Origin of the sequence: Barnesiella viscericola DSM 18177, from assembly GCF_000512915.1 — a bacterium.
Taxonomy (GTDB): Bacteria; Bacteroidota; Bacteroidia; order Bacteroidales; family Barnesiellaceae; genus Barnesiella; species Barnesiella viscericola.
Genome location: NZ_CP007034.1, coordinates 1,477,949 through 1,501,054, shown reverse-complemented (window position 1 = coordinate 1,501,054; position 23,106 = coordinate 1,477,949). Strand labels below are relative to the sequence as shown.

The 23,106-nt window shown below is 59.7% G+C and carries 14 protein-coding genes; 4 read left to right on the top strand and 10 right to left on the bottom strand.

The window, feature by feature from the left end; all coding sequences use genetic code 11:
• The first annotated feature begins 131 nt into the window (after positions 1 to 131).
• Complete coding sequence (locus tag BARVI_RS05965; protein WP_025278366.1) at positions 132 to 1,427, top strand: alpha-L-fucosidase; 1,296 nt, start codon at positions 132 to 134, stop codon at positions 1,425 to 1,427.
• Between the two features lie 109 nt (positions 1,428 to 1,536).
• On the opposite strand, the gene BARVI_RS05960 is transcribed toward BARVI_RS05965, so the two are convergent.
• Positions 1,537 to 1,950: a cupin domain-containing protein gene (locus BARVI_RS05960; RefSeq protein WP_025278365.1), complete on the bottom strand. Its 414-nt coding sequence runs from the start codon at positions 1,948 to 1,950 to the stop codon at positions 1,537 to 1,539.
• Positions 1,951 to 2,118: 168 nt separating this feature from the next.
• Here BARVI_RS05960 and BARVI_RS05955 point away from each other — a divergent pair, with 168 nt between their 5' ends.
• The 3 genes from BARVI_RS05955 (at position 2,119) to BARVI_RS05945 (ending at position 6,998) form a co-directional block, all read left to right on the top strand.
• A complete protein-coding gene (locus BARVI_RS05955; protein ID WP_025278364.1) occupies positions 2,119 to 2,481 on the top strand; it encodes a winged helix-turn-helix transcriptional regulator in 363 nt (120 codons plus the stop codon).
• A gap of 188 nt (positions 2,482 to 2,669) precedes the next feature.
• A complete protein-coding gene (locus tag BARVI_RS05950; RefSeq protein WP_025278363.1) occupies positions 2,670 to 5,513 on the top strand; it encodes a TonB-dependent receptor in 2,844 nt (947 codons plus the stop codon).
• Between the two features lie 42 nt (positions 5,514 to 5,555).
• Positions 5,556 to 6,998, top strand: a complete 1,443-nt coding sequence (locus BARVI_RS05945) for a hypothetical protein (RefSeq protein WP_025278362.1) — start codon at positions 5,556 to 5,558, stop codon at positions 6,996 to 6,998.
• Positions 6,999 to 7,076: 78 nt separating this feature from the next.
• Here the strand turns inward: BARVI_RS05945 and murQ are convergent, their stop codons facing one another.
• The 9 genes from murQ to BARVI_RS05900 all read right to left on the bottom strand — a co-directional run bounded on the left by murQ (position 7,077) and on the right by BARVI_RS05900 (position 23,062).
• Entirely contained in the window at positions 7,077 to 7,901 is an 825-nt protein-coding gene (gene murQ, locus BARVI_RS05940; protein WP_025278361.1) for an N-acetylmuramic acid 6-phosphate etherase, read from the bottom strand.
• 11 nt (positions 7,902 to 7,912) lie between these two features.
• The gene (locus tag BARVI_RS05935) at positions 7,913 to 8,749 is read right to left on the bottom strand and encodes an ATPase (protein ID WP_025278360.1); all 837 of its coding nucleotides are present in this window, start codon (positions 8,747 to 8,749) and stop codon (positions 7,913 to 7,915) included.
• A gap of 60 nt (positions 8,750 to 8,809) precedes the next feature.
• Positions 8,810 to 11,614, bottom strand: a complete 2,805-nt coding sequence (locus BARVI_RS05930; protein WP_025278359.1) for an FAD-binding and (Fe-S)-binding domain-containing protein — start codon at positions 11,612 to 11,614, stop codon at positions 8,810 to 8,812.
• Positions 11,615 to 11,761: 147 nt separating this feature from the next.
• Positions 11,762 to 13,621: an MFS transporter gene (locus BARVI_RS13660; protein ID WP_025278358.1), complete on the bottom strand. Its 1,860-nt coding sequence runs from the start codon at positions 13,619 to 13,621 to the stop codon at positions 11,762 to 11,764.
• A gap of 4 nt (positions 13,622 to 13,625) precedes the next feature.
• Complete coding sequence (locus BARVI_RS05920; RefSeq protein ID WP_025278357.1) at positions 13,626 to 14,930, bottom strand: SpoIID/LytB domain-containing protein; 1,305 nt, start codon at positions 14,928 to 14,930, stop codon at positions 13,626 to 13,628.
• Positions 14,927 to 15,877, bottom strand: coding sequence for a DUF4922 domain-containing protein (locus BARVI_RS05915; protein WP_051401095.1), 951 nt, complete (start codon positions 15,875 to 15,877; stop codon positions 14,927 to 14,929). Before BARVI_RS05915 ends, BARVI_RS05920 begins: the two co-directional genes overlap by 4 nt.
• Entirely contained in the window at positions 15,874 to 17,343 is a 1,470-nt protein-coding gene (locus tag BARVI_RS05910) for a glycosyltransferase family 2 protein (RefSeq protein ID WP_025278355.1), read from the bottom strand. Before BARVI_RS05910 ends, BARVI_RS05915 begins: the two co-directional genes overlap by 4 nt.
• A gap of 13 nt (positions 17,344 to 17,356) precedes the next feature.
• Complete coding sequence (locus BARVI_RS05905; protein ID WP_025278354.1) at positions 17,357 to 20,350, bottom strand: golvesin C-terminal-like domain-containing protein; 2,994 nt, start codon at positions 20,348 to 20,350, stop codon at positions 17,357 to 17,359.
• A gap of 300 nt (positions 20,351 to 20,650) precedes the next feature.
• The gene (locus BARVI_RS05900) at positions 20,651 to 23,062 is read right to left on the bottom strand and encodes a TonB-dependent receptor (protein WP_025278353.1); all 2,412 of its coding nucleotides are present in this window, start codon (positions 23,060 to 23,062) and stop codon (positions 20,651 to 20,653) included.
• Positions 23,063 to 23,106: the final 44 nt, after the last annotated feature.

Sequence of the window (23,106 nt, the reverse complement as noted above, 5' to 3'; positions counted from 1 at the left end):
GCATTGCATTGTTTTTATGGACTTGGTACGGAAGTTCCGAAGATTTTTTTACTTTTGTTACATAAAGAAAGATTGCCGGGCATTTCGTCGGCACCAAACAGATAACCATGACACACTAAAAACAGATAAAGATGAAAAAATGGATTGCAACGCTTGCATGCTTCTGCCTGCTGTCTGTGTCGGCGCAGGCCCAGAAGTATGTACCTACCCCCGAGAATCTTCAGAACAGGAAAGAGTTTGCCGAGAGCCGGCTGGGTATCTTTATCCACTGGGGCCTGTACAGCACCTTTGCACAGGGTGAGTGGTATATGAACAATGCCAGTGTCGACGCCCGCGAATATGCCAAGGCCATGAACGGCTTTTATCCCCACCGTTTCGATGCCCGCCAGTGGGTGTCGGCCTTCAAGGCTGCGGGGGCGAAATACATCTGTTTCACCACCCGGCATCACGAGGGCTTCTCCATGTGGGATACCCGGTGGTCGGACTATAACATCATGAATACGCCCTACGGCAAAGACATCGTGCGGCAGCTGGCCGAGGAGTGTCACCGCCAGGGCATCAAGCTGCACCTCTATTATTCGCACATCGACTGGACCCGCGAGGACTATCCCGCAGGCCGTACGGGCCGGGGGACCAAGCGGCTCGACCGCGCCGACTGGCCGGCATACTATCGCTTCATGAACAACCAGTTGACCGAGTTGCTCACCAACTACGGCGAGATCGGGGCCATCTGGTTCGACGGCTGGTGGGACCACGACGTGGATTCCGTCCCCTTCAACTGGGAGCTGGAGGAGCAGTATAAGCTCATTCACGACCTGCAACCCGGCTGCCTGGTGGGCAACAACCACCATCAGACTCCCTTCGAGGGCGAGGACATCCAGATTTTCGAGCGCGATGTGCCGGGCGAGAACAAAGCCGGACTTTCGGGACAGGACATCAGCGCCTTGCCGCTCGAGACCTGCCAGACCATGAACCACTCGTGGGGGTACCGGGTGACCGACCAGGAGTATAAATCGACTCGGGAGCTTATCCAGCTGTTGGTGCGCACCTCGGGCAAAGGGGCCAACCTGCTGCTCAACGTCGGCCCGCAACCCGACGGTACGTTGCCCGAGGCTGCCTTGACCCGTCTGGCTGAGATGGGGCAGTGGCTCGACCGCTATGGCGAGTCGATCTATGCCACCGTGGCTGGCGGCTATCGCGATGGCGACCGCATCATCACCACCCGCAACGGCAACACGCTCTATGTGCATCTGCTCGATGCGTCTATCGACCGGGTGAGTATGCCCCTGACGCAAAAGGTGAAACGTGTCGAGGTGCTGGGCGAGGGTACCCGCATCGACTATAAATATAAGAAGGGTGTGCTCGACTTTGCCGTCGACATACCCGACGATTGCATCGACTACGTGGTGAAGGTGACGCTTAAATAAAGGTGTTGTTCCCATAAGAGCCGGTTGTCCGGCCAGGAAAATAATGCACAGGGCCTCTATCCCTTCATGTGGGATAGAGGCCCTGTGTTTGTTTTGGAAGAATGGGGGGTTATTTCCAAGCCGTGGCCTGTTCGGTGATTTCGGCGTCGCCCATGGTGCATTGTTCCAAGCTACCCTCTTTGACCTGAATGCAGAGGTAGAGCATACTCGTGGCCGATGTGCAGCGCAGCGAGCGGTTGCAGTGCGTGGCAACCCGCACGATCGAGCCCTCGGCGATGGGGAAGGCGGTATCGTCGACCTGGAAGTCGCCCGAGCCGCGCAGCACGATGTAGACCTCTTCGTTCTCTTTGTGGCTGTGGAAGAAGGGCACGGCCTCTCCCGGATTGAGCGTGCCGAACGAGATTTCGCAACCGGTGGTCCCGATACAATCTTTCACGAATTGTTTCCCGGTAAAGGCGCTCAGGTCGCCTACCGTGGCGTGGGTGAATTTTTCGCCCGCGTCGATTTTACGAATAGTTTCCATATCCTGTAAATTAAAGGTTGGTTATAGGTTACTAATAATAACTTTATTATTTTTGTGGTGCGAAGATGGTTGTTTCTCTCCTCCCTTGCAAGAAGGCACAGCGAGATAGGTAAGTTACACCGAGGTAACGAATGCAGAGAATCAGTTGGATATAAAATGTTAAATAAAATGAAAACATTCCTTCACACCGGGGTTTGTCCCGTGCGGGATATTTTGAGCCGTTTGGGTAGCAAGTGGTCGGTTCTGGTACTTGAAACCCTGCATGAAAACGGCACGATGCGTTTCAACGACATACAGCGCTCGCTGGGCGATATTTCGCAGCGCATGCTCACCGTCACCCTGCGGTCGCTCGAAGAGGACGGCATGCTCACCCGCCGGGTCTATGCCGAGATACCGCCCCGGGTGGAGTACACCCTCACCGAGCGGGGACAGAGTTTCATGCCGGTGCTCAGCCAGGTGGTGGGCTGGGCCTTCGAGCATGCCGACGATATTCTGGCTTCGCGCGCCGCGATGCAGACCGACCGCCCGTGAGGGGAGCATCGACCACTCCCGGTATTGAGTTGTGCGACAGGGCATAGCCCTTTTTTGAAACATTTTTGATAAATCCTGGTTACCGAATCGTAACAGATGTTATGTGCTCCTTCACACATCTGTCACATCTTCGTATTGCCTTACCGATACCTTTGCCGGCGAAAAGGAAAAGAAAAAGGTAAGGATATATGTGTAAAAACAGATTATTGACGATTGTTTTAGGTTTTGTTTTCTCTATCCAGATTTTTGGATATGCGGCGACCACCGGATCGATTGTCGGAAGTGTGAAGGACAAGAAGAGCGGTGAGGCCATCATAGGCGCCACCATACAGGTCGAGAACTCGTCGGTTGCGACGGCTACCGACATCGACGGACACTTCGAGTTGACTCATGTTCCCACCGGCAAGCAGACGATTGTTTGCCGTTATTTGTCTTATAAGACGGCTCGCATTCCCGTCGAGGTGACGGCAGGACAGAGTGCCGCCCCGCTCGACATCGAGATGGAGGAGGACGGGGTCGCCCTGCAAGAGGTGGTGGTCTCGACCTACCGGCGCAACGACACCGAAACGTCGCTCATCGAAGGCATGAAGGCTCAGCTTCAAGTGGCGAGCGGTATCTCGTCGCAACAGATTGCCAAGACGCTCGACCGCGACGCCTCGGAGGTGGTGAAGCGGGTACCGGGCATCTCGATACTCGACGACCGCTTTGTGGTGGTGCGCGGGTTGGCCCAGCGATATAACAACGTGTGGATCAACGGGAACACGGCTCCGAGTTTGGAATCGGACAGCCGGGTCTTCTCGTTCGACATGTTGCCCAGCTCGCAAATCGAGAGCATGATTATCTACAAATCGCCCGCGCCCGAGATTCCGGCCGACTTTGCCGGCGGCTTCATTCGCATCGCCACCAAGAGTCTGCCGTTGCGCAACTCGGTGCAGGTGAACTATACAACCGGGTTCAACACCAACACGCAGTTCACCAAGACTCGACTCAACCCCGGTAGCTCTACCGACTGGCTGGGATTCGATCTGAGCAAACGTCCGCTTTCGAGCAGCATACCCTCGCATCTCGATATGGCCGGCAGCGACCCGTCGGAGGTGATGCGGCTCACGCGGTCGTTCAACTCCGACTGGCGGGTGAAGAGTTTCATACCCACCCCCGACCAGCGTCTCTCGCTCACCGTCAACCGTCGCTTCGACACCGAGGGGGGCACCGAGATAGGTATGACTACCTTTATCAATTACAGCAACACCTACAAGACGATACAGGATATTCAGAATTCCCGCTTCGGCGTCTATTCGTCGGAGGCCGACAAGCCGGTCTACCTCGACGACTACATTGACAACCAGTACTCCAACGACGTGCGGGTGGGTGCCATGCACAACTGGTCGTTCATCTTCAGCGACCGTAACAAGTTGGAGTTCCGCAACCTCTTCAACATGCTGGGCAAGAACCGCCTGACCGAGCGTACCGGCGAGCGCAACATCAGCAGCCCCTTCTACCGCGAGGAGACCGAGATGCTGTATCAGTCGCGTCTCACCTACCTGGGGCAGTTGGCCGGCAGCCATTTCCTCGACGAACACAAAGCTCACTCCCTGTCGTGGAACGTGGGGTACAGCTATGCCTACAAGACCGAGCCCGACCGCCGTATCATTGTCAACCAGGCCGGTATGAGCGAGGGGGCCGACGTGTCGCAGTTGAAGGTGGGCAACGAGAAAATATCGCGCTACTTTCAGTCGCTCAGCGACCACCTCTTTTCGGGTAGTGTCGACTACAAGGGGGCGGTCAACCTGGGGAGTATCCGTTCGACCGTCAAGGGGGGATTGATGAGCGAGTATCGCACCCGCAGCTACACGCCCCGCGAGTTTGTCTACCGCTATGATAATCTGACGGTGGCCGAGCGTCAGGAGTACCTCTATCTCCCCTACGAAGAGATGATGAGCGATGCCTGGCTCAGTGCCGACAAGGTCTATATCGACGAGATTACCCAGAAGACCAACGCCTACGATGCCACCAACCTCTACGGCGCCGGTTACGGAGCCATCGAGTTGCCCGTAGGCCGTTTCAATATCTACGCCGGTGTGCGTCTCGAATACAACCGGTTGCGCCTCACCCGCGACAAATCGATGTCGGTCGAGCAGGTATTGAAGACCAGCCGCGACTATGTCGACCTCGATCTGCTGCCGTCGGTCAACGCCACCTATAATTTCAACGAGAAGCACCTGTTGCGGTTGGCCTACGGCCGTTCGCTCAACCGGGCCGAGTTCCGCGAGGTGTCGCCGGCCGTCTACTACGATTTCGACCTCTTCAACGAAATCGGCGGTAACGAGGACTTGAAGACCTGTAAAATCGATAACCTCGACTTCCGCTACGAGTTCTATCCCGAGCGGGGCGAGCTGGTGAGCGTCGGTATCTTCTACAAGCACTTCGACAACCCCATCGAGTGGACCTTCATCGACATGGGCGGAACCCTGCGATACAACTACGAGAACGCCCTCTCGGCCCAGAGTCTGGGTGCCGAGGTGGAGATACGCAAGAGTCTCGATTTCATCGGCATGCGCAATTTCAGCCTGCTCTTCAATGCCACGTTGATCAAGAGCAATGTGCGGTTCGACGAGTCGGGCATCATCAAGACCGAGGACCGGCCCATGCAAGGCCAGTCGCCCTACATCATCAACGCCGGACTCTACTACCAGAACGAGAAGTGGGGACTGATGTCGTCGCTGCTCTACAACCGGCTGGGCAAACGTATCATCGGCATAGGTAAGTCGAACAGCACCAACCACGACGTGAGCGTGAATATCCCCGACACCTACGAGATGCCCCGCAACAGCCTCGACTTCACCATCTCGAAGAAGCTGGGCAAGCTCATCGAGCTGAAAGCCGGTGTGAAGGATATTCTGGCCGAGAAGATCGTCTATAAGCAATTCCCCCAGTTTGTCGATGCTGCCGGACAGCTGCAAAAGCGCGAGCAGACGACGAAATCCTACCGGCCGGGTCGCTCGGTAAGCGTGGGAATCACATTCAGTTTCTGATAAAAACCCTTTTCTATAATACTAATTAAAAAGAAAGTAAAGATGAAAAAACTATTCAAAACGATTGCCTTCGTATGTTTGGCAGCTATGACAGTAGTAAGTTGTGATGAGAGTAACGACGAACCCGTCGTTCCCAGCGGTTCGAGCTACGACCTGGGCGATGGTTCCGATGCGTATGAAATTAAGGAGGACATGACCTTGACCTATCCCAATACCTACAACCTGCGCGGATTTGTGTATGTGACCGACGGGGCCACGCTCACCATCGAGCCGGGTGTAGTCATCAAGGGCGAAAAGGCCTCGAAAGCCACGCTGATTGTTGAGCGGGGCGGTAAACTCATCGCCGAGGGAACGAAAGAGCGTCCTATCGTCTTCACGTCGGCTCAGGCTCCCGGTAACCGCAAACCCGGTGACTGGGGCGGTATTATCCTCCTGGGTAAAGCCAAGAACAACAAGGGCGAGCAGACCATCGAGGGTGGCGTGCGCAGCCAGCACGGTGGTAACGACAATGCCGACAACTCGGGTATCTTGAAATATGTACGTTGCGAGTTTGCCGGTATCGAGTATTCGGTCGACAACGAGATTAACGCCATCACCTTCGGGTCGGTCGGCAGCGGTACGACGGTCGATTACGTACAGGTATCCTACTCGGGCGACGACTCTTACGAGTGGTTCGGCGGTGACGTGAACTGCAAGCACCTTGTGGCTTTGGGTACTTGGGACGACGATTTCGATACCGACAACGGTTTCTCGGGCAAACTGCAATTCCTGGCCGCTCTGCGCGACCCGAAAATCGGTGACAAGTCGGCCTCCAACGGCTTTGAGTCGGATAATTGCAGCGACGCCGCTACCATCGAACCCTACACCTCGTGTGTATTCTCCAACGTATCGCTCTTCGGTCCCGTGGTCGATCCCGCCAACTATACCGACGAGGCCGGTGTGAACGGCAGCAATACCGACGCTCACTTCCAGGCAGCCATGCACCTGCGCCGCAACACACAGTTGAGAGTCTTCAACTCGGTATTTGCCGGATTCCCTCTCGGTCTCATCATCGAAAACGACAAGAACTCGACGACTCAGGATTTTGCCACGGCCGGGAAACTGGTGGTATCGAACTGCCTCTTTGCCGGTATGGTCAAGAATTTCCAAGACGCCCAATACTGGGAGAACAACACGCCGTATAGCCCCACCGATAACGGTGCCTTTACCGACAGCTACTTCAACCGTGCCGACGGCAAGAACCACGCTTATGCAGCTATCGCCGACCTCAAACTGCAAGGCAACCCCCAGAACCTGACCGATTTCTGCATGATTCCTGCACAGGACAGCCCGCTGGCTACTCAGGCTGCCGATTGGAGCAACCCGCTGGTAGCTTCGGGATTTGAGCAGGTTTCCTACATCGGTGCCTTCTCGCCCAGCGAAACGGCCGACAACAACTGGATGACCGGCTGGACCAACATGGACCCGCAGAACACAGTTTATTGATACAACACAATCTGATTTAATCTGATTCAGTCTAATACGAGTTGTGAGGATATGCCCTTCGTGGAGAAGGGGGTATCCTCACTTGTTTTGTGAGGTGTGCCAGGCATCGACAGCCTTCTTGACCGAGCCGTGCAGGAGCAGCAGCCGCTTGGCCTGCTCGTAGTCCAGCCCCAACTCGTCGGCCACCATGCGGGTGCCGCGGTCGACCAGTTTCTGGTTGGTGAGTTGCATGTTGACCATGCGGTTGCCCTTGACCCGTCCCAGCTGGATCATGACCGAGGTTGATATCATGTTGAGTATCATCTTCTGACCCGTGCCCGATTTCATGCGGGAGCTGCCGGTGACAAATTCGGGGCCCACGATCATCTCGATGGGTACGTCGGCTTCGTGGGCGATGGGCGAGTCGGGGTTGCTCGAGATGGAGGCGGTGAGAATGCCGTGAGCCCGAGCGGCCCGCAGGGCTCCCACCACGTAGGGGGTCGTGCCCGAGGCGGCGATGCCGATGACTGTGTCAAGGTTGTTCACCCCATGTTCCTGCAACTCCTCCCAGCCGCGGTTCATGTCGTCCTCGGCATTCTCCACGGGGTTGCGCAGAGCGGTGTCGCCGCCGGCAATGAGCCCGATGACCAGCGAGGGGGGCATGCCGAAGGTGGGGGGAATCTCCGAGGCGTCGAGTACTCCGAGGCGCCCGCTGGTACCGGCACCCAGGTAGAAGATGCGTCCGCCCTGTTTCATGCGGGGGACGATTTGGGTGACGAGTTTCTCGATTTGGGGTATGGCCTTTTGTACGGCCAGTGCCACCTTCTGGTCCTCGGTGTTGATGTCTTGCAGGATTTCCCGCACCGATTTCTCTTCGAGGTTGTCGTACAGCGAGGGTTGCTCGGTAATCTTGACGAATGCCATGGCGTAGTGGTTTACAGGTTGGAGTGATAGGTTACGAGTCCTTCCAGCGGACTTCTGACGATGTGCCCCAGCTCGATTTGCAGGGCGCGGGCAGCCTCGTCGAGCACCTCGCGATAGTAATAGGCGATGGAGCCGGTGAAATGGACTTTTACTCCGCGGTAGTCATATTGCATGACGTTACGGGTGAAGAAGCTCTTGAAGCTGTTGAGGACGAGCCTGTGTATGCAGGGCTCGTCGATGTGCTCGATGAGGAAGGGTGAGAGCGAGGCGAGGAAGCGATTGGGGAAGGGTTGCTTGTAGACCCGCTCCAGAATGAGTTGCGGGGTGAGGTCGAAGCGCTTGAAAAAGGCCTCCTTCAACGGCGCGGGCAGCTGGTTTTTGAGGCAGTCGCCCACCAGCAGTCGGCCTAGTACGGCGCCGCTCCCCTCGTCGCCCAGCACGTAGCCCAGGGGCGACACGTTGGCGGCAATCGTCTGCCCGTCGTAGTAGCACGAGTTCGACCCCGTGCCCATGATGCAGGCAATGCCCGGCCGACGGCCGCAGAGGCTGCGGGCCGCTCCCAGCAGGTCGCTCCCGATTTCGACGGGTACCGGCAGATGGCGGGTGATGGCTTGCTCGACCAGGCGGTTCTTCTCGGGGAAGGCACAACCGGCTCCGTAGAAATGCACCTCGTGGGGCATCGCACCGTCGAGGGCGGGTATCAGCCGTTCGTGAACGATGCGGCTTATCTCCTCCTCGGTCTGGAAGAAGGGGTTTATCCCTTCGGTCGTTATCCGTTTGACCAGCGAGCCGTTGTGGGCCAGCGCCCAGTCGGTCTTGGTCGAACCGCTGTCGGCAAGTAGAATCATATCGCTCATCTCTTTATCGGGTTGGAGCCGCTCCCGCGTCGAGCGGGCGGCTTGTGGTTATCAGGCTTTTGGTTTGGGTGTTGTACATTGGTCTACCAGATAGACAATCGAGAGGTAGGGAACCCCTGAGTTGGTGGCCAGTCCTATCTCGCAGGTGCGGCTGTTGGAGTAGCCGGTCTTGACACCGGCCTTTTCGAGTTGCGGCCGCAGTTTGCGCAGGGCGTAGGCGTTCACCTCGGGGTGGGTGAAACCCCGGTCTCCGGCGAAACCGCAGCAGCCCACCTCTTCGGGCACGACGACGTGGCGCGAGCAGAGGCTGGCCAGGTCGACGAGCATCTGACCCAGGTTCATCTTGCGCATCGAGCAGGTGATGTGCACGGCTACGGGGTCGTCGATGGGGTGGAATTGCAGCTTGTCGCGCAGGAAGGTGTAGATGAACTCGACCGGCTCGTAGAGTTTGACCTGGGTCATCACTTCGCGCATGCGGTGCAGGCAGGGGCTCTGGTCGCAGAGTACGGGGTACCGGCCCTGCTGGCTGGCCTCGTAGAGTGCATCTTCCAGCTCGGCCGACTTGCGGTCGGCAATATCCATCATGCCCTTGCTCTCCCAGATGGTGCCGCAACAAAGGTTCTTCATGTTCTTGGGGAAGATGACCTCGTAGCCTGCTTTTTGCAGCAGGGCCACCGTCTTGTCGATAAGCGGTGTAGGGTCGGGCGAGTTCTTGGCCGGGCCCATGGTCTGGTTGATGCAGCTGGGGAAGTAGACCACCTTCAACGCCTCCTCGTGCTGGGGTATGGCGTGCGGGTAGTAGGGCTTGGGCATGGCCGGGGTCCAGAGCGGGAATCCCAGGCGGTGGAGCGAACGGCCCACGGCACTCATGGCCTTGTCGCCCAGCAGGGTGTGAGCCGTGTAGGCCAGGTAGAGCACGGGGCGGATACTCGATTTCGTACCGGCAAAGTGGCGGGCCACCCAGTCGCCCGTCTTGTAGCCGAGGCTGCCGGCCGGCAGATTCTCCTGCCGCAGGTCGTGGGTGAGGTCGCCCACGCTGATGCCCATCGGGCACGACATGGAGCAGAGTCCGTCGCCGGCGCAGGTGGCGTTGCCCAGGTATTTGTATTGTTTCAGCAGAGTGTGCATGAGGGCGAGGCTCTCGGGGGTGGCCAGTCGGCTCAGCCGGGAGATTTCTCGGCGAATGACGATGCGCTGGCGCGACGAGAGCGAGAAGCCGCAGGTGAGGCAGTTCACCTCGCAGAAGCCGCATTCAATGCAGCGGTCCACGTGCGGGTTGGTGAGTGGCATGGGCTTGAAGTGTTTCAGGTGGCAGCGCGGGTCGTCGTTGAAGATGACGCCGGGGTTGAGTAGCCCTTTGGGGTCGAACAGCTCTTTGACCGCCTTCATGAAGGCAAAGGCCTTGTCGCCCCATTCGTAGCGCACGAAGGGAGCCATGTTGCGGCCCGTGCCGTGCTCGGCTTTGAGCGAGCCGTCGTATTTGTCGACGACGAGTGTCTTGACCTCGTCCATCAGTTTCTCATACCGGGCTACCTGCTCGGGCGAGTCGAACGACTGGCTGATGATGAAGTGGTAGTTGCCTTCCAGTGCGTGGCCGTAGATGCAGGCGTCGGAGTAGCCGTTCCGTTCGAGCAGGGCTTGCAGGTCGGAGGTGGCTTCGGGCAGGTCGTCGATGGGGAAGGCCACGTCCTCGATGAGCACGGTGGTGCCCAGTTGACGGGTGCCGCCCACCGAAGGGAAGATGCCCGAGCGAATGGCCCAGTATCGGGAGTACTCCTCGGGCTTGTCGGTGAAGTGTATGGGTGTGGCGGTCTGGAAGGGTGCCAATATCTTTTTGATGGCTTCGATGTGAGCCTGCAACTCCTCGGGAGTATCGGCCTTGGTCTCGGTGAGTACGGCAGTGAGCCCCTCGCCGGTGGTGTCGCCTACTGAGGCGAGCGATTTCTTGTCGAGCATCTCGGCACTGAATACGGGACCCTGCTTCATGGCCACCACGGTGTGACAGGCCTCCTTGATGTCGTTGAAGTAGAGCATGGCGCTGGCCGAGCAGGGGTAGTCGTGCTCGGTCTTCATCGTGACCTCCGAGAGGAAGGCGAGGGTACCCTCCGAACCCACCATGAGGTGGGCGATGATGTCGAACGGGTCGTCGTAGACCACGAAGGGCAACAGGTTGAGACCGGTCACGTTCTTGATGGCATATTTCTTGCGGATACGATCGCTCAGAGCCTGGTCGGCCCGTATGTCGTCGCGCAGCTCGGCGATATGTTTCAGGAAGGGGGCATGGCTCTGCTCGAAGGCCTGGCGACTTGCGGCGTCGCCTGTGTCGAGCCGGGTACCGTCGGCCAGAACGATTTTGGCCGAAATCAGCTCCTTGTCGCTGTTGGCGTGGGTGCCGCAGTTCATGCCCGAGGCGTTGTTCATGACGATGCCGCCCACCATGGCCGACTTGACCGAGGCGGGGTCGGGGGCGAACTTGCGGCCGTAGGGTTTCAGAATCTCGTTCACACGGGCCCCGATGATACCGGGTTGCAGGGTAATCTGGCTGTGGTCGTCCGAGAGGGTGTAGTGCTCCCAGTTCTTGCCGGCCACAATCAGTATCGAGTCGCTGATGCTCTGTCCCGAGAGCGAGGTCCCGGCCGCCCGGAAGGTCACGGGCAGGGCGTATCGGTCGGCCAGCGTCAAGAGGCGGGCCACCTCCTCTTCGTTTTTCGAGCGGATAACAATCTGGGGAATCAGACGATAGAAGCCGGCATCGGTGCCCCATGCCAGTCGGCGCAATTCGTCGGTATAAATACGGTCTTTGGGAATGAATCTCTCGACCTCTTTCAAATAAGCACTGTATTTTGAATCTTTCATCTCGGTTGATTTTAAATAATACGACCGACGTGACCTTCCCTCGGAACGGTCACGGTTCTTTCACGCTTGTAGAATCTGCATTCGGCAGGACAAAATTATATACTTTTTTGATTCTGCGGGTTACCTTTTGGGTTGTTTTGGCTTTATTTAGCGCACGTCGGTCTTCTTCCGGCCATAGTCGGGGTCGATTTTGAGGAAGGCGCACACGGCGATGGTGGCTACACAGCAGATCATCACCCAGTTGAAGAAGTGTTTGTAGCCGATGAGCTCCTGCAACCAGCCGGCCGCCATGCCCGGCAGCATCATGCCCAGCGCCATGAAGGCGGTGCAGATGGCGTAGTGGGCGGTCGAGTGCTCGCCTTCGGAGAAATAGATGAGGTAGAGCATGTAGGCGGTGAAGCCGAACCCGTAGCCGAACTGCTCGATGAAGACACAGAGGTTGATGACCCACAGGCTGTCGGGTTGGGCGTAGCTGAGGTAGACGAAGGTGGCACAGGTGAGCGAGATGCTCCAAGCCATGGGCCACAGCCACCGGCGCAGTCCGCCTTTGGCGGCTACGATGCCGCCGATGATACCGCCCAAGGTGAGCCCCAGTATGCCGATGGTGCCGTAGACCAGTCCCACCTGTCCCGTGGTGAGCCCCAGCCCGCCCATCTCCCTGGGGTCGAGCAGGAAGGGGTTGATGAGTTTCACCAGCTGGGCCTCGGGCAGCCGGTAGAGCAGCATGAAGAGCAGGGCTATACCGATCTGTTTCTTGCGGAAGAAGGAGACGAAGGTGGCCAGGAACTCCCGGAAGATGTTCGAGGCGGTGGCCCGGCACACGGCCCGGTCGGCGGCGGGACGGGGCAGAATGTATTTGTGGTAGAGGCCGATGGCGATGAAGAATCCGGCCAGGACGAAGAAGGTAATCGACCAGGCCAGGGCTATCTGGCCCGAGGTCCCCTCGAACGAGGCGGTCGATGCCTGTCTCAGCTTCGGGTCGGTCTGTATGGCGATGTAGGCCGGCTTGTCCCAGTTGGCCTCGGTAAATTCGAGCCGTTCGCCTTGCGTGATGAAGATGCTCCGGTCACCCCGTTGGAACACGGTGTTGAGCACGACGGTCTCGCCGGGGGCCGGTTTCTGCGAGAGGCACACCTTTACCACCCCGATGTTGCCGGAGAGGGGGTGGCGGCTCGTCTCCCGCTTCTCGCCGAAGGTCTCGCGGATAAAGTGCTCGAACCGGTTGAGCGACGGGGCATTGTTCCCTGCGGCGAGTGTGGCGGCAGAGGCGGTTGGCGCGGCGACGGCAAAGCCGTTGGCGATGTTCTGCCGGGTGACCCACGCATTCACCGAGTCGACCCGGGCGGGATCGGCTTCGGTACTTATTTCGAGCACGGCGGGTGTGGCTGTGAAGTGCATCTTGCCGGTGCCGGTATCGGTCGTGTGGAGGGTCGAGGGGAGCGCGGTCTCGCTGGCATATTGCGGCCCGGCCTGCACGTCGAGCGTGAGGGGGGTGAGGCCGGTACTCGATTCGAGCCACCCGGCGAGAATGACCAGCAGCCCCTGCCCGGCGATGGTGGCCACCCGGTAGAAGGTGCTGCGTATGCCCACATACATGGCTTGCCGGTGCGAGTCGAGGGCCAGCATGTAGAAGCCGTCGGCGGCGATGTCGTGCGTGGCCGAGCTGAATGCCACCAGCCAGAAGATGGCCAGCGTGATCTGGAAAAAGTGTGGGGCGGGAATGGTGAATGCGATACCGGCCAGTCCTGCCCCGACGAGCATCTGCATGGCGACGACCCACCACCGCTTGGTCTTCAACAGGTCGACAAAGGGGCTCCAAAAGGGCTTGATGACCCACGGCAGGTAGAGCCAGCTGGTGTAGAGGGCGATGTCGGTATTGGAGATGCCCAGCCGTTTGTACATGATGACCGAGATGGTCATGACGGCCACATAGGGAAGCCCTTGTGCAAAGTATAGGGTGGGTACCCAGCCCCAGGGCGATCTGTTTCTCGACGAGTGTGTGTGCATGGTGTCAGTATATTTTTTCGAGTGTGGCTCCCGCATAGTAGTGCAGGAGTATCTGGCGGTAGCTGTATCCCTGCTCGCCCATGACGGCGGCGCCTATCTGGCAGAGTCCCACGCCGTGGCCCCAGCCGGCTCCCCGCAGAACGAAGCGTCGGGGTATGCCGTCGACCATTTCTTCCCGGTCGACCACGAAGGCCGAACTGTACAGGTGAGACGGTGAGAGGGTGCGGCGTATTTCCAGTTCCTTGCCTATGGTGATTGCCCGTCGGGTGCCTTCGATGCGCAGCCGTACAATGCGGCCCGAGGTACCCCGCTCGACGGGGCGCAGGTCGACAATCTGCCCCAGATCGAGACCCGATTTTTCCCGGATAAGCGAGGCGAGTTCCTCCTGGGTGTAGTCGACCCGCCAGCGGTAAAAGTCGGTCGTCTCCCGGTCGTAGTTGTTGAGTACCTGCGCAAGTATTCGGGCATCGGTGGTGTGGCAGTAGGCTTCGGGTGTCGTTTCGATCCATCGGCGGGCATTCTCCTCGATGCGCAAATCGGGGAAGTCGAGTTCGTCGCGGCTGTCGCGCCGGGCTACGAGGTAGGGCGGGTCGACCTCCTCCCAGCAGGAGGAGAAGCGCTCCATCACCCCGCCGCAACACTTGGAGAAGCGGGTGTCGCATATCGTGCCGTCGCAGGTGAGTATCTCGCCCCGGGTGGCCCGCACGGCTTCGCCGACGAGGGGCGTCGAGGCTCGGGTAATGCCCTGGTAGCGTTGGCAATGGTCGTCGGCACAGACGTCGAAGAGTCGATGGTCTTCGCGGTCGTACCAGCGAATCAGTTCGTCGTCCGTGTGGCGGGTCGAGACGGGTTTGAGCCCGGCTTGCGCCTTGTCCTTCCGGATTTGGGCCAGCAGCCAGCTGCGCGAGATGACGGCGTGCGATTTGAGCAGTTCGAGCGAGGCGGTGGCACTCATCTCCGACGAGATGACGCTGAGCAGATACTCTTCGATGCCCAGTTCGTTGATGGCGGTGATACGCCCCTCGTCGACGACAAGTCGCAGGCTCCCCCTGAATGTCTGGTCTTCGCGGCGTTCCCAGTGGAATTTCACCCCGATGGTCACCCCTTTGAGGCAGAAGGAGCCGTCGGGGTGTTGCGGGGTGAAGCAGAGTTGGTCGTACCGGACTCCGTTCCAGGCGATTCGCCCCTCGTCGAGGTAGACCTCCTGGGCCCCTTCGACTGGGGTAGTTTCCCACAGATAGGTATCGTTGAAGGCGAAAGCAAGGCGTTCGCCCGAGAGTATTCCTACGGTTACCGATGGTTCTTTCATGATTGTTGACGGTTAAGTCGGTTGATGATGGCGTCAATCTGCTCCCGGTTGGGACAGACCTCCGCGAGGATTTGTTGCAGGTCCCCGCCCTCGATTTTCTCGAAATCTTTTTCGAGGGGGGTGATGAAGACCCCGCCCAAGTCGACCGAGGCGGGACTGAGCAGGATATTGGCGTCGCCCTCGGCCTGATAGCACGAGGGGCGGTGCCGGATGCGGGGGAAGATGCAGAGGCTCCACCCTCCCGCTTCGTACCAGGCCACGAGGTTGATCATGGGCTCGGGTTCCCCGGCCGGCTGGTCGAGGGCCCGGTAGAGCGTATCGAAGAGGGCGCGGGCTTCGTCGGCCTCGCGGGCTTCGATGAGGAAGAGGGGGCAGATGTACTCCGTGACGAGGCTCAGTCGGGCCGAGCCGTGGGTAAGCAGGGGCTCCCGCCGACAGCTCCTTATCGCCTCGCCGAGGGGAAGGAACCCCTTGTTGCCCGCTTGGAAATGGGCGTGGTCGGGGGCCGAGGCGCCGCATCGGGGACCGTTGTAGAAGAGGACGAACTCGTCGGCTTCGCGGGTGAGACGCAACAGGTCGCCCACCCGGTCGCCGATGAGTTGCGGGGTGTGGTGGTTGACCGGAATCGTGAGGTGGCGGGGAAAGATGGGGAAGGGGTTGACCAGCCAGGTGTAGTCGCCGTCGGCGAGGCCCTGCTGTTCGGCCGGGCGGTTCCCGGCGCAGAGGAAACAGGGCCGCTCCTTCAACGACCGGGCATTGACCTTGGCGGCCGACGAGACGATGCGGGCCGGGTTGAACTGCACCTTGACCGGGCAGTTTCCCAGCATCAGCTCCTTGACCTGCACCGATTCCAGTGCCCGGTAGTTGCGCCGGGCCGTCTCCCACTCGGCCAGCTGGTTGTCAATCAGCTGGTTGATGAGGCTTGAGTTTATTCTCAGGGGGGTCATGCGTGCAGGTTTTTATTCAGGGCGATGCGGGCTTGCAGCTCCCAGGTGCGAATGCGGTCTTTGTACAGGTTGTTGGCGTTGCTCTTTTCGATGCTGAGCGCGGCGTCGGAGTTCCCCTCCCAGCGGCGGCACAGGTAGACCACCTCGTAGACGCGCCCTATCTGGTAACGGCGCGAGATGTTCAGCCCCAGCGCATAGTCCTCGCCGTAGCTGGTGTTGGGCACCTTCACTTGGCGCAGCAGCGGGGTATAAAAGGCGCGGGGCGCTCCCAGCCCGTTGATGCGCAGGGCGTTGTTGCGTCCGTTCTCGGGGGTCCACTCCCGGTGGTCGATGATACCCGGCGCGATGGGGTTCAGCTCGAAGTCGGTCATTTGGTAGGTCCCTACCACCATGCCGCAATTCTGCTGGTAGAAGGCGTCGACCAGAGTTTGCAGCGTCCGCTCGCTGGCGTAGAGGTCGTCGCTGTCGAGTTGTACGGCAAACTTGCCGCACCGGGGGTGGTGCACCCCCAGGTTCCAGCAGCCGCCTATGCCCAGGTCGTTCCGTTCGGGAATGAGGTGAATCACCCGTTCGTCGTCGGCAAAGCGGTCGATGACCTCGGTGGTGCCGTCGGTCGAGTGGTTGTCGATGACGATGAGGTTGAATTTGAACCGGGTCTGCTGTTTCAGCACCGACCCGATGGCGTCGGCGATGGTACGGGCGCGGTTGCGCACGGGAATGATGACCGAGGCTTCGCAGGGAAAGTCGCCGGCGTCGAAGGCAATGGGCTCGAACCGGGGGGCCAGGTAGCCGCCGATGGCTTTGAGGTGCTCGGTGCAGGCCTCCTCCATCTCGATTTGCACCTCCCGGTTTTTGGGGTCGACGTAGTCGAACATCTTCTCGCCGCTGCGGCGGGTGTCGCTCTCGACATCGGTATAGAGATACTCGTTGATGTGGAGCAGCAGTGCCTTTTGCGACAGCTTCAATCGCAGGTCGTAGAGTCCCGCATGGCGGAAGTCGCTCGTCATGCGCGAGGCAGCTTCGCGCAGGGCCTCTGCACGAAAGAGCAGCAGCGACCCGAAGTTGAAATCGTCGCGCAGGCTGCCCATCTGGTAGTCGATGACCGGTGCCTGAACCAGTCGTCCATCGGTCTGTTGGTACGCGTCGGCATAGAGCAGTCCGGCCCCGGAGTCGTCGGCGATGCGCATCATGCGTTCGAGGGCGAAGTAGCCCAGCCGGAGGGTTGTATGGCGGGTGTACAGCAGGGTGAAGTCGGTGTCGCTGCAACGGGCTATCGTACGGAGGGTGGCCGAGGCGTTGAGCCCGGTGACGGACAAGAGGGTGGTCCCGTCGATTGGCTGGGCCTCCGGGTCGGTCGACAGCAGGTAGATGGTGTTTACCGCCTCGCAGGCGCGCAGCTCTTTGAGGGTTTCGGCTGTCTGCTCCGGGTCGGGCGAGAGGGGTATGAAACAGTTGATTCTCTTCATGGGTCAGGTGGTTTTAATGGGTATTGTTTGACGGGGTGTCACTTCCGGCCGCCTCGTCGAAGGTCGACAAGATGGCCTGCATGAGGGCATCGCGCTCGGTATCGCTCACGATGGTCTCGAAGGGGTAGCCTAGGACGCAGGTGCTGTATGTGTCGCCCCGGTAGAAGATGCCGGCACCGATGCGGGTGTCGTCATACCGCTGTATGGTGTAGCTGCCTGCTCCGCAGGGCTCGATGCCGTCGGGCGATTCGGCGGCGTAGCAGGTGGCGTTGAGGGTATTCCAGTAGTTGAGGTCGAGGTGGTTGAACCGGGCGAAGGGCGACGGGGTCGGTTGTACCCTCCCGCTTGTCGAGGCTTGTCCCGTGCGCCAGGTGTAGTGCAGCACCCGGTTGGCGAACTGTTGGGCCTCCGGGTCGGGGGTGCCGTTGTCCCACAGGTCGGTAGCGACATAGGCTCCCGAGACGAAGAGATTGCCCCCGTTGTGACAGTAGCGGGCGATGGCTTTGCGCAGCATGGGGTCGAAGGTCTTGAAGTCGTAGCGGCCGGTGTCGTTACCCAGCGTGACCTGCTTCTCTTTCCCGAGAATGAGGTCGGCCAGGCGGTAGCGGGTCAGGTCGGTAAGCCCCTCGGCTACCGCTTCGTCGCTGGTCGAGACAAACGAGTAGCCTGCCCGCACGATCGACCGGCCGTGTAGAGCGGGATAGTCGAAGGTGTTGCCGGCAATGACCTGAGTCTCGCGGTCGGCCCGGCTGGCACCGAATCCGGGGTTATCGTCGTCGAGCCAGGGACGGTTGCGGCGGAACTCATACTGTTCGCCGGTGAAGGCGATGTCGCAGAGGTAGGGCACCCCGAAGTCCTTGCGGGTGTCGAACCCGCCCACAAGCGAGTCGGCCTCGAAACTGTCGGGGCCGCTGATGCGGTCGAAGGCGTTGATGACCACGACTACCCCCTTCTCGCGCGAGCTGCGGCAGAGCGACAGCGTCTCGGAGGGGAAGCTCTCGCCGCCTCGGTTCACGGCGGTGACCTTGAAACTGTAAATCGAGTCGGGGTGTATGGTCCGGGTCCAGGTGGTATCGGTCACGAGGGTACCGGCATCGAAGGCACCGTCGCCCACCCGGGTGTAGACGATGTAGCGCTCGGGGACGGCCGTCGGTTCGAGCGGGTCGGTGGTGGGGCGCCAGGCGAGTTGCATGCGGTTTGTCCCGGTAAACTCGCTCCGCAGGTGGGTTACCGGCAGGGGTTGCACCACATAGTCGAATCCGTTTTGGAAGGCGATGAATTTCAAGATGCCCTTATACACGGCCCGGGCCACCAGAAACCGGAAGCGCGGGTCGAGCCCGTAGCGCATGTCGGCCAGATTCTGGTGCGAGAGCAGTTCGAGCAGCATGGTGGGAACCTCGGGCACGCGGGCCTCGAAATAGGATTTGTTCCACATGCCCCGGCGGCTCCATTGGGGGGCACAGGTGCGGTGCAGGTCGTCGGTGATTTGCGAGAGCACGAGGTCGGTGAGGTAGCGCGATACTTGGCGCGGCACGTCGTGGAGATAGACCTTGCGGTCCTTGCCGGTGAAATAGATACCCAGGCTGCCTATGGTCGAGTCGTTGGGGGTGGTGCCGGCATCGGAGTGGAAGGCGAAGGCCAGGTCGACGGGGACGTGCAGCCCCGTGCTGTCGGGGAGGACCGATGAGCCTCCGGCCAGGTAGTTGACCCACACTCCCCGGCATTTGAAATCGTCGGTATAGTCGTTCTCTCCCCGGCTGGGCGAGTAGACCGATTCGGGGAATCCCGCCCATTGCAGCCAGTAGCGGGCCGCTTCGGTAAAGCGGGGATAGCCGCTGGTTTGTGCTTCGTAGTCGACGGCCGGGTTGCAGGCGGGGTGTTTGTCGTTCATGCGGCGGGCGATGTTGCCGTATCCGCCCCCGATTTTCACGGCGTCGGCCGTGACGATGCGCCCCTTCTCGCGGGAGAGGTTGCTCAACTCGACGCGAGCCATTTCGCCCGGGTCGAAGTCGAAGTGTCCCAGGTAAATCCAGGTGCCTCCACCCATGGTCTGGTTGACGCGAAACTGCGATTTGCCGCCCCGGTGATACACGGTGTAGAGGGCGTCGTCGGTACTCCCCTTGACCGTGCGGTAGGCCACGTAGACGGCATACCGGCCGCGCTCGGGAACAGGGACCTGCCAGCAGGCCCGTATCGCCCGGTGGGGGTCGGTCGTGGTCTTGGTCTGGCGGAAGCTCCCCTCGGTAAAGGGATTTTGCGACTGGGTGTAGACCTCGGCCCGGTGGGCGAAGCCGACGCCTCCGCGTTGCCATTTCTCTTTGCCTGAGGTGGTTTCGGCATAGGTCGAGGCGTCGTTGTTGTCGGCAATCCGTTCATGCGGGTTGGTATCCCGCTCGCGGGGCGAGAAGATATAGGCCCCGGCATTTTGCAGCATGGGGGTGAGAAAGGGCATGACGAAACTCTGGGTGAAGAGGTCCTCCACGGTGCCGAAGATGCGGGCCCGTTGCCACTCCCACCGGTTGAGCGACTGCTCGAAATAGTATCCGTGGCTTTGCCACAGTGCAATGTGACGGTTGAGCAGTCCGTGTGAGGGGGTGTAGAGTCGGTCCACCGGCTCGACGATGGGGCGGTGGCAGGCGACGGTAAACCGCTTGTGAGGGTCGGCAAAGGGGACCAGACGGCTTATCTCGTAACCACCGGCACTGATGGTGAGCTTTTTGTGTCTCAGTTTCGAGGGGAGGACGGCCCGCACGGTGTCGTAGGCCTGCTTCACCAGTTCGTCGCGGAAGGGAAGGTAGGCGAACTCGTCGTTCATCTCGACGGTGAGGCGATTCCCCTTTTGGGTGAAGCGCTTCAATTTGATTTCGCCGATGTTCAGGTAGTCGGGTTTGAGCGAGGCGAGCGACTGCTCGATGGCCGGTTCCAGATTGCGGGCACCGACGGGGACGAGCAGGGGGGCGACAAGGGTTACAAGTACAAGTAGAAGAATATATCGTCTCTTTTTCATGCGGTTCGGGAATAGAGGTGTATCGGTTTGTATCCGGGACCCTTTTGTATCGGGGCTGCCCGGCCGGGTCTCGGCCGGGAGCGACGGCTCACGGTCGGTCCCCGGTTATTGATATAGACAAAGGTAGCGTATCTTTTGCCTTTTTCAAACAGGGAAGGGGGCCTTTTTGGTAGAGAAAGGGGGTAGACTTTTCCGGTCGGTGAAGAAGATTGGGAAAACGAAACGGGGTCGGCCCTCGACGAGAACCGACCCCGGGTGTGGTTGAGATACCCTTGTATAACTGGTTGTGAGTGGCAGGGATTAGAAATGGAAGGTGATGTCGACCCCGAAGGTGAGGGGACGTCCCTCCTGTACGAAACTGTTGGGCGACGAGAGATTCTCGGCGTTCATCGTCTCGAAGTAGAAGGCCTGGTAGTGGCGGTTGAGCAGATTCTTGCCCCACAGCTTGATGTCGGCATATTTCCCGGTGAAGAGAACCGAGGCGTTGAGCAGACCGTAGAAATTCTGGGCCACGTCGTTGGCCTCGGTCCAGTATATCTTGCCCTGTCCCAGGTATTGCAGCTCGAAGGTGACGTCGTGCTGGCGGTCGATGGGTTGGGTATAGGCTCCCGAGAGGGCCAGAGTGTGGGCCGGAGCGAAGGGGACGAAATGGCCCTTGTAGTCATTCTCCCCGTCGTTGTATTCGCGGAAGGTGGCGTGGGTGTAGCCGTAGCTGGCCGAGAGCATCAGTCGGTCGACGGGAATGGCCCGCAGGGCGGCTTCGAGGCCGTAGCTGGCGGTGCGTCCCGAGTTTTTGGTCACCCGGCCGTAGCCGCTCACGGCGGCAATCTGCTGGTCGCGGCAGTCGATGTAGAAGAGCGACAGGTCGGCAAAGAGTCGGTGGTCGATCAGTTGCGAGCGACCGCCTATTTCGTAGTTCCAGCTGTGTTCGGGCTTGTAGGATATGGCGCTGTTCACGTCGGTCGAGCTACTGCCGGTAGCCGGCATGGCCGACGAGCCGGATTGATTGGAGCCGGTGTTGCCGCCGCCCCCCATGCTGCCCCCCATGCTCTTCATCAGTTCGCTCATCATGCTGCTGCGAATCTGTGCCTGAATGAGGTTGGAGAACATCTGGAAATTGTATCCCCCCGAGCGGTACCCCCGGGTGGCCGAGGCGTAGATGAAACTACGGGTGCCGAGGGTGTATTTCAGTTCAAATTTGGGTGAGAGTTCGAGCGTCTCCATCGACTCGCGGCCGTCGATACCCAGCGGCAGGGCGAAGGGTTGGTCGATGGTGATGGGGCGGCCTCCGGCATTGATGGCCACGTGGGCATTGCCCGAGAGCGGCGAGGTGGCGTGGGTGTGGTGGTAGATGCGGGCCCGCTCGTAGTCGACGCGCAACCCCACGGTGGCCGAGAGCCCGTCGGTGAAGATGCGGTTGAGCGTGGCTTGCCCGAATGCCGCTGCGCCGTAGGTGGGCGTCTTGTAGGAGCCGTCGATGTAGAGGTTGGGGTTATCGATGGCGACGGTGATGTCGGGCATTCCGGCCAAAGCGGGATTCTGTTTGAGTGCCGCCAGCTGGTCGTTGGTCTGCTTGGTGATGAGCAGGTCGATGCCCTGTTGTCTGAAATCGACGGGCCCCAGGGTGTTAATATCCTGGTAGAAACCGAAGAGGCCTCCTACCCATTCCCACCGTTTACCCTTGTGCGACTTGATGGCAAACTCCTGCGAAACGGCGTGCATCTTCTGTTCCTGTTGCAGGGTGAAGATGGAGAGGGGGGTGAAATCCTGGTCGAGGTGCATGTCGTCGTCGAGATACTGGTAGCCGGTGGTCGAGGTGAAGATGAACCGGTCGTGGAGGTACTGGGCCGAGAATCCCGAGGTGAGGAGGTTGCGGCGATACGAAGCCTCGTCGTTGTAGCTGATGTCGCCGACGATGCCTTGGGTCTTGTCGTAGGAGGCGTAGGGGTATCCCTGCTGGTCGCTGCTCTCGAAGTCGCCGCTGAGGCTCAACCGCCATTGGGGATTGACACGCCAGTCTATCTGTATGCGGCCTCCGCCCGAGCGGGTGCTGCCGCTCGTCTCGTGGGTGTACTGGTTCTCAAAATAGCCGTCGTTGCTACGGTAGCGGGCATTGGCGGCGATGGCCAGGTTGTCGGTAACCTTCTGGCTGGTCGAGGCCGATACTCCCCACAAGTTGTAGTTGCCGAAACTCAGTTTGACTTTGGTGCCCTGCTTGTCGAGGGGCGATATGGTCTTGATGGAGACCAGCCCGGCCATGGTGTTGCGGCCGTAGAGCGTGCCCTGCGGACCTTTCAGTACCTCGATGTGGGCGATGTCGGTGAAATCGAAGTCGAAGGCACTCTTGTCGAGGTAGGGAATGTTGTCGACATAGAGCCCCACGGCCGGCGAGTTGATGCGCGACCCGATGCCCCGGATATAGGCCGAGGAGATGAGCTTCGACCCGTAGTCGGGGATAAAGAGGTTGGGCACGAGGGTCGAGATGTCCTTCACCGAGCGGATACTCTTCTGGTCGAGATCTTCGGCGTCGAGGTAGGTGATGGCGCCGGGAAATTCGAGCAGTTTCGATTCCCATTTGGGGTTACTGATGACGGTGACTGCGTTCAGGTTGTAGATGCGGTTTCCCAACGAATCGGTCGAGGCCGGGAGGGGATTGGCCGCAGACGCCAGCGGAACGAGGAGCCCTAAGGCCGGGAGCAAAAATTTTCTCATAAGTCTTGTTTACCTTTTCGGGAACAGCCACGGTAGAGCCGGCC

Bases quoted from the DNA above. Each gene is read 5' to 3' on its own strand.
- BARVI_RS13660 (WP_025278358.1), bottom strand. From the start codon at position 13,621: ATGCACACACACTCGTCGAGAAACAGATCGCCCTGGGGCTGGGTACCC.
- BARVI_RS05920 (WP_025278357.1), bottom strand. From the start codon at position 14,930: ATGAAAGAACCATCGGTAACCGTAGGAATACTCTCGGGCGAACGCCTT.
- BARVI_RS05965 (WP_025278366.1), top strand. From the start codon at position 132: ATGAAAAAATGGATTGCAACGCTTGCATGCTTCTGCCTGCTGTCTGTG.
- BARVI_RS05930 (WP_025278359.1), bottom strand. From the start codon at position 11,614: ATGAAAGATTCAAAATACAGTGCTTATTTGAAAGAGGTCGAGAGATTC.
- BARVI_RS05910 (WP_025278355.1), bottom strand. From the start codon at position 17,343: ATGAAGAGAATCAACTGTTTCATACCCCTCTCGCCCGACCCGGAGCAG.
- BARVI_RS05955 (WP_025278364.1), top strand. From the start codon at position 2,119: ATGAAAACATTCCTTCACACCGGGGTTTGTCCCGTGCGGGATATTTTG.
- BARVI_RS05935 (WP_025278360.1), bottom strand. From the start codon at position 8,749: ATGATTCTACTTGCCGACAGCGGTTCGACCAAGACCGACTGGGCGCTG.
- BARVI_RS05905 (WP_025278354.1), bottom strand. From the start codon at position 20,350: ATGAAAAAGAGACGATATATTCTTCTACTTGTACTTGTAACCCTTGTC.
- BARVI_RS05950 (WP_025278363.1), top strand. From the start codon at position 2,670: ATGTGTAAAAACAGATTATTGACGATTGTTTTAGGTTTTGTTTTCTCT.
- BARVI_RS05915 (WP_051401095.1), bottom strand. From the start codon at position 15,877: ATGACCCCCCTGAGAATAAACTCAAGCCTCATCAACCAGCTGATTGAC.
- BARVI_RS05900 (WP_025278353.1), bottom strand. From the start codon at position 23,062: ATGAGAAAATTTTTGCTCCCGGCCTTAGGGCTCCTCGTTCCGCTGGCG.
- murQ (WP_025278361.1), bottom strand. From the start codon at position 7,901: ATGGCATTCGTCAAGATTACCGAGCAACCCTCGCTGTACGACAACCTC.
- BARVI_RS05960 (WP_025278365.1), bottom strand. From the start codon at position 1,950: ATGGAAACTATTCGTAAAATCGACGCGGGCGAAAAATTCACCCACGCC.
- BARVI_RS05945 (WP_025278362.1), top strand. From the start codon at position 5,556: ATGAAAAAACTATTCAAAACGATTGCCTTCGTATGTTTGGCAGCTATG.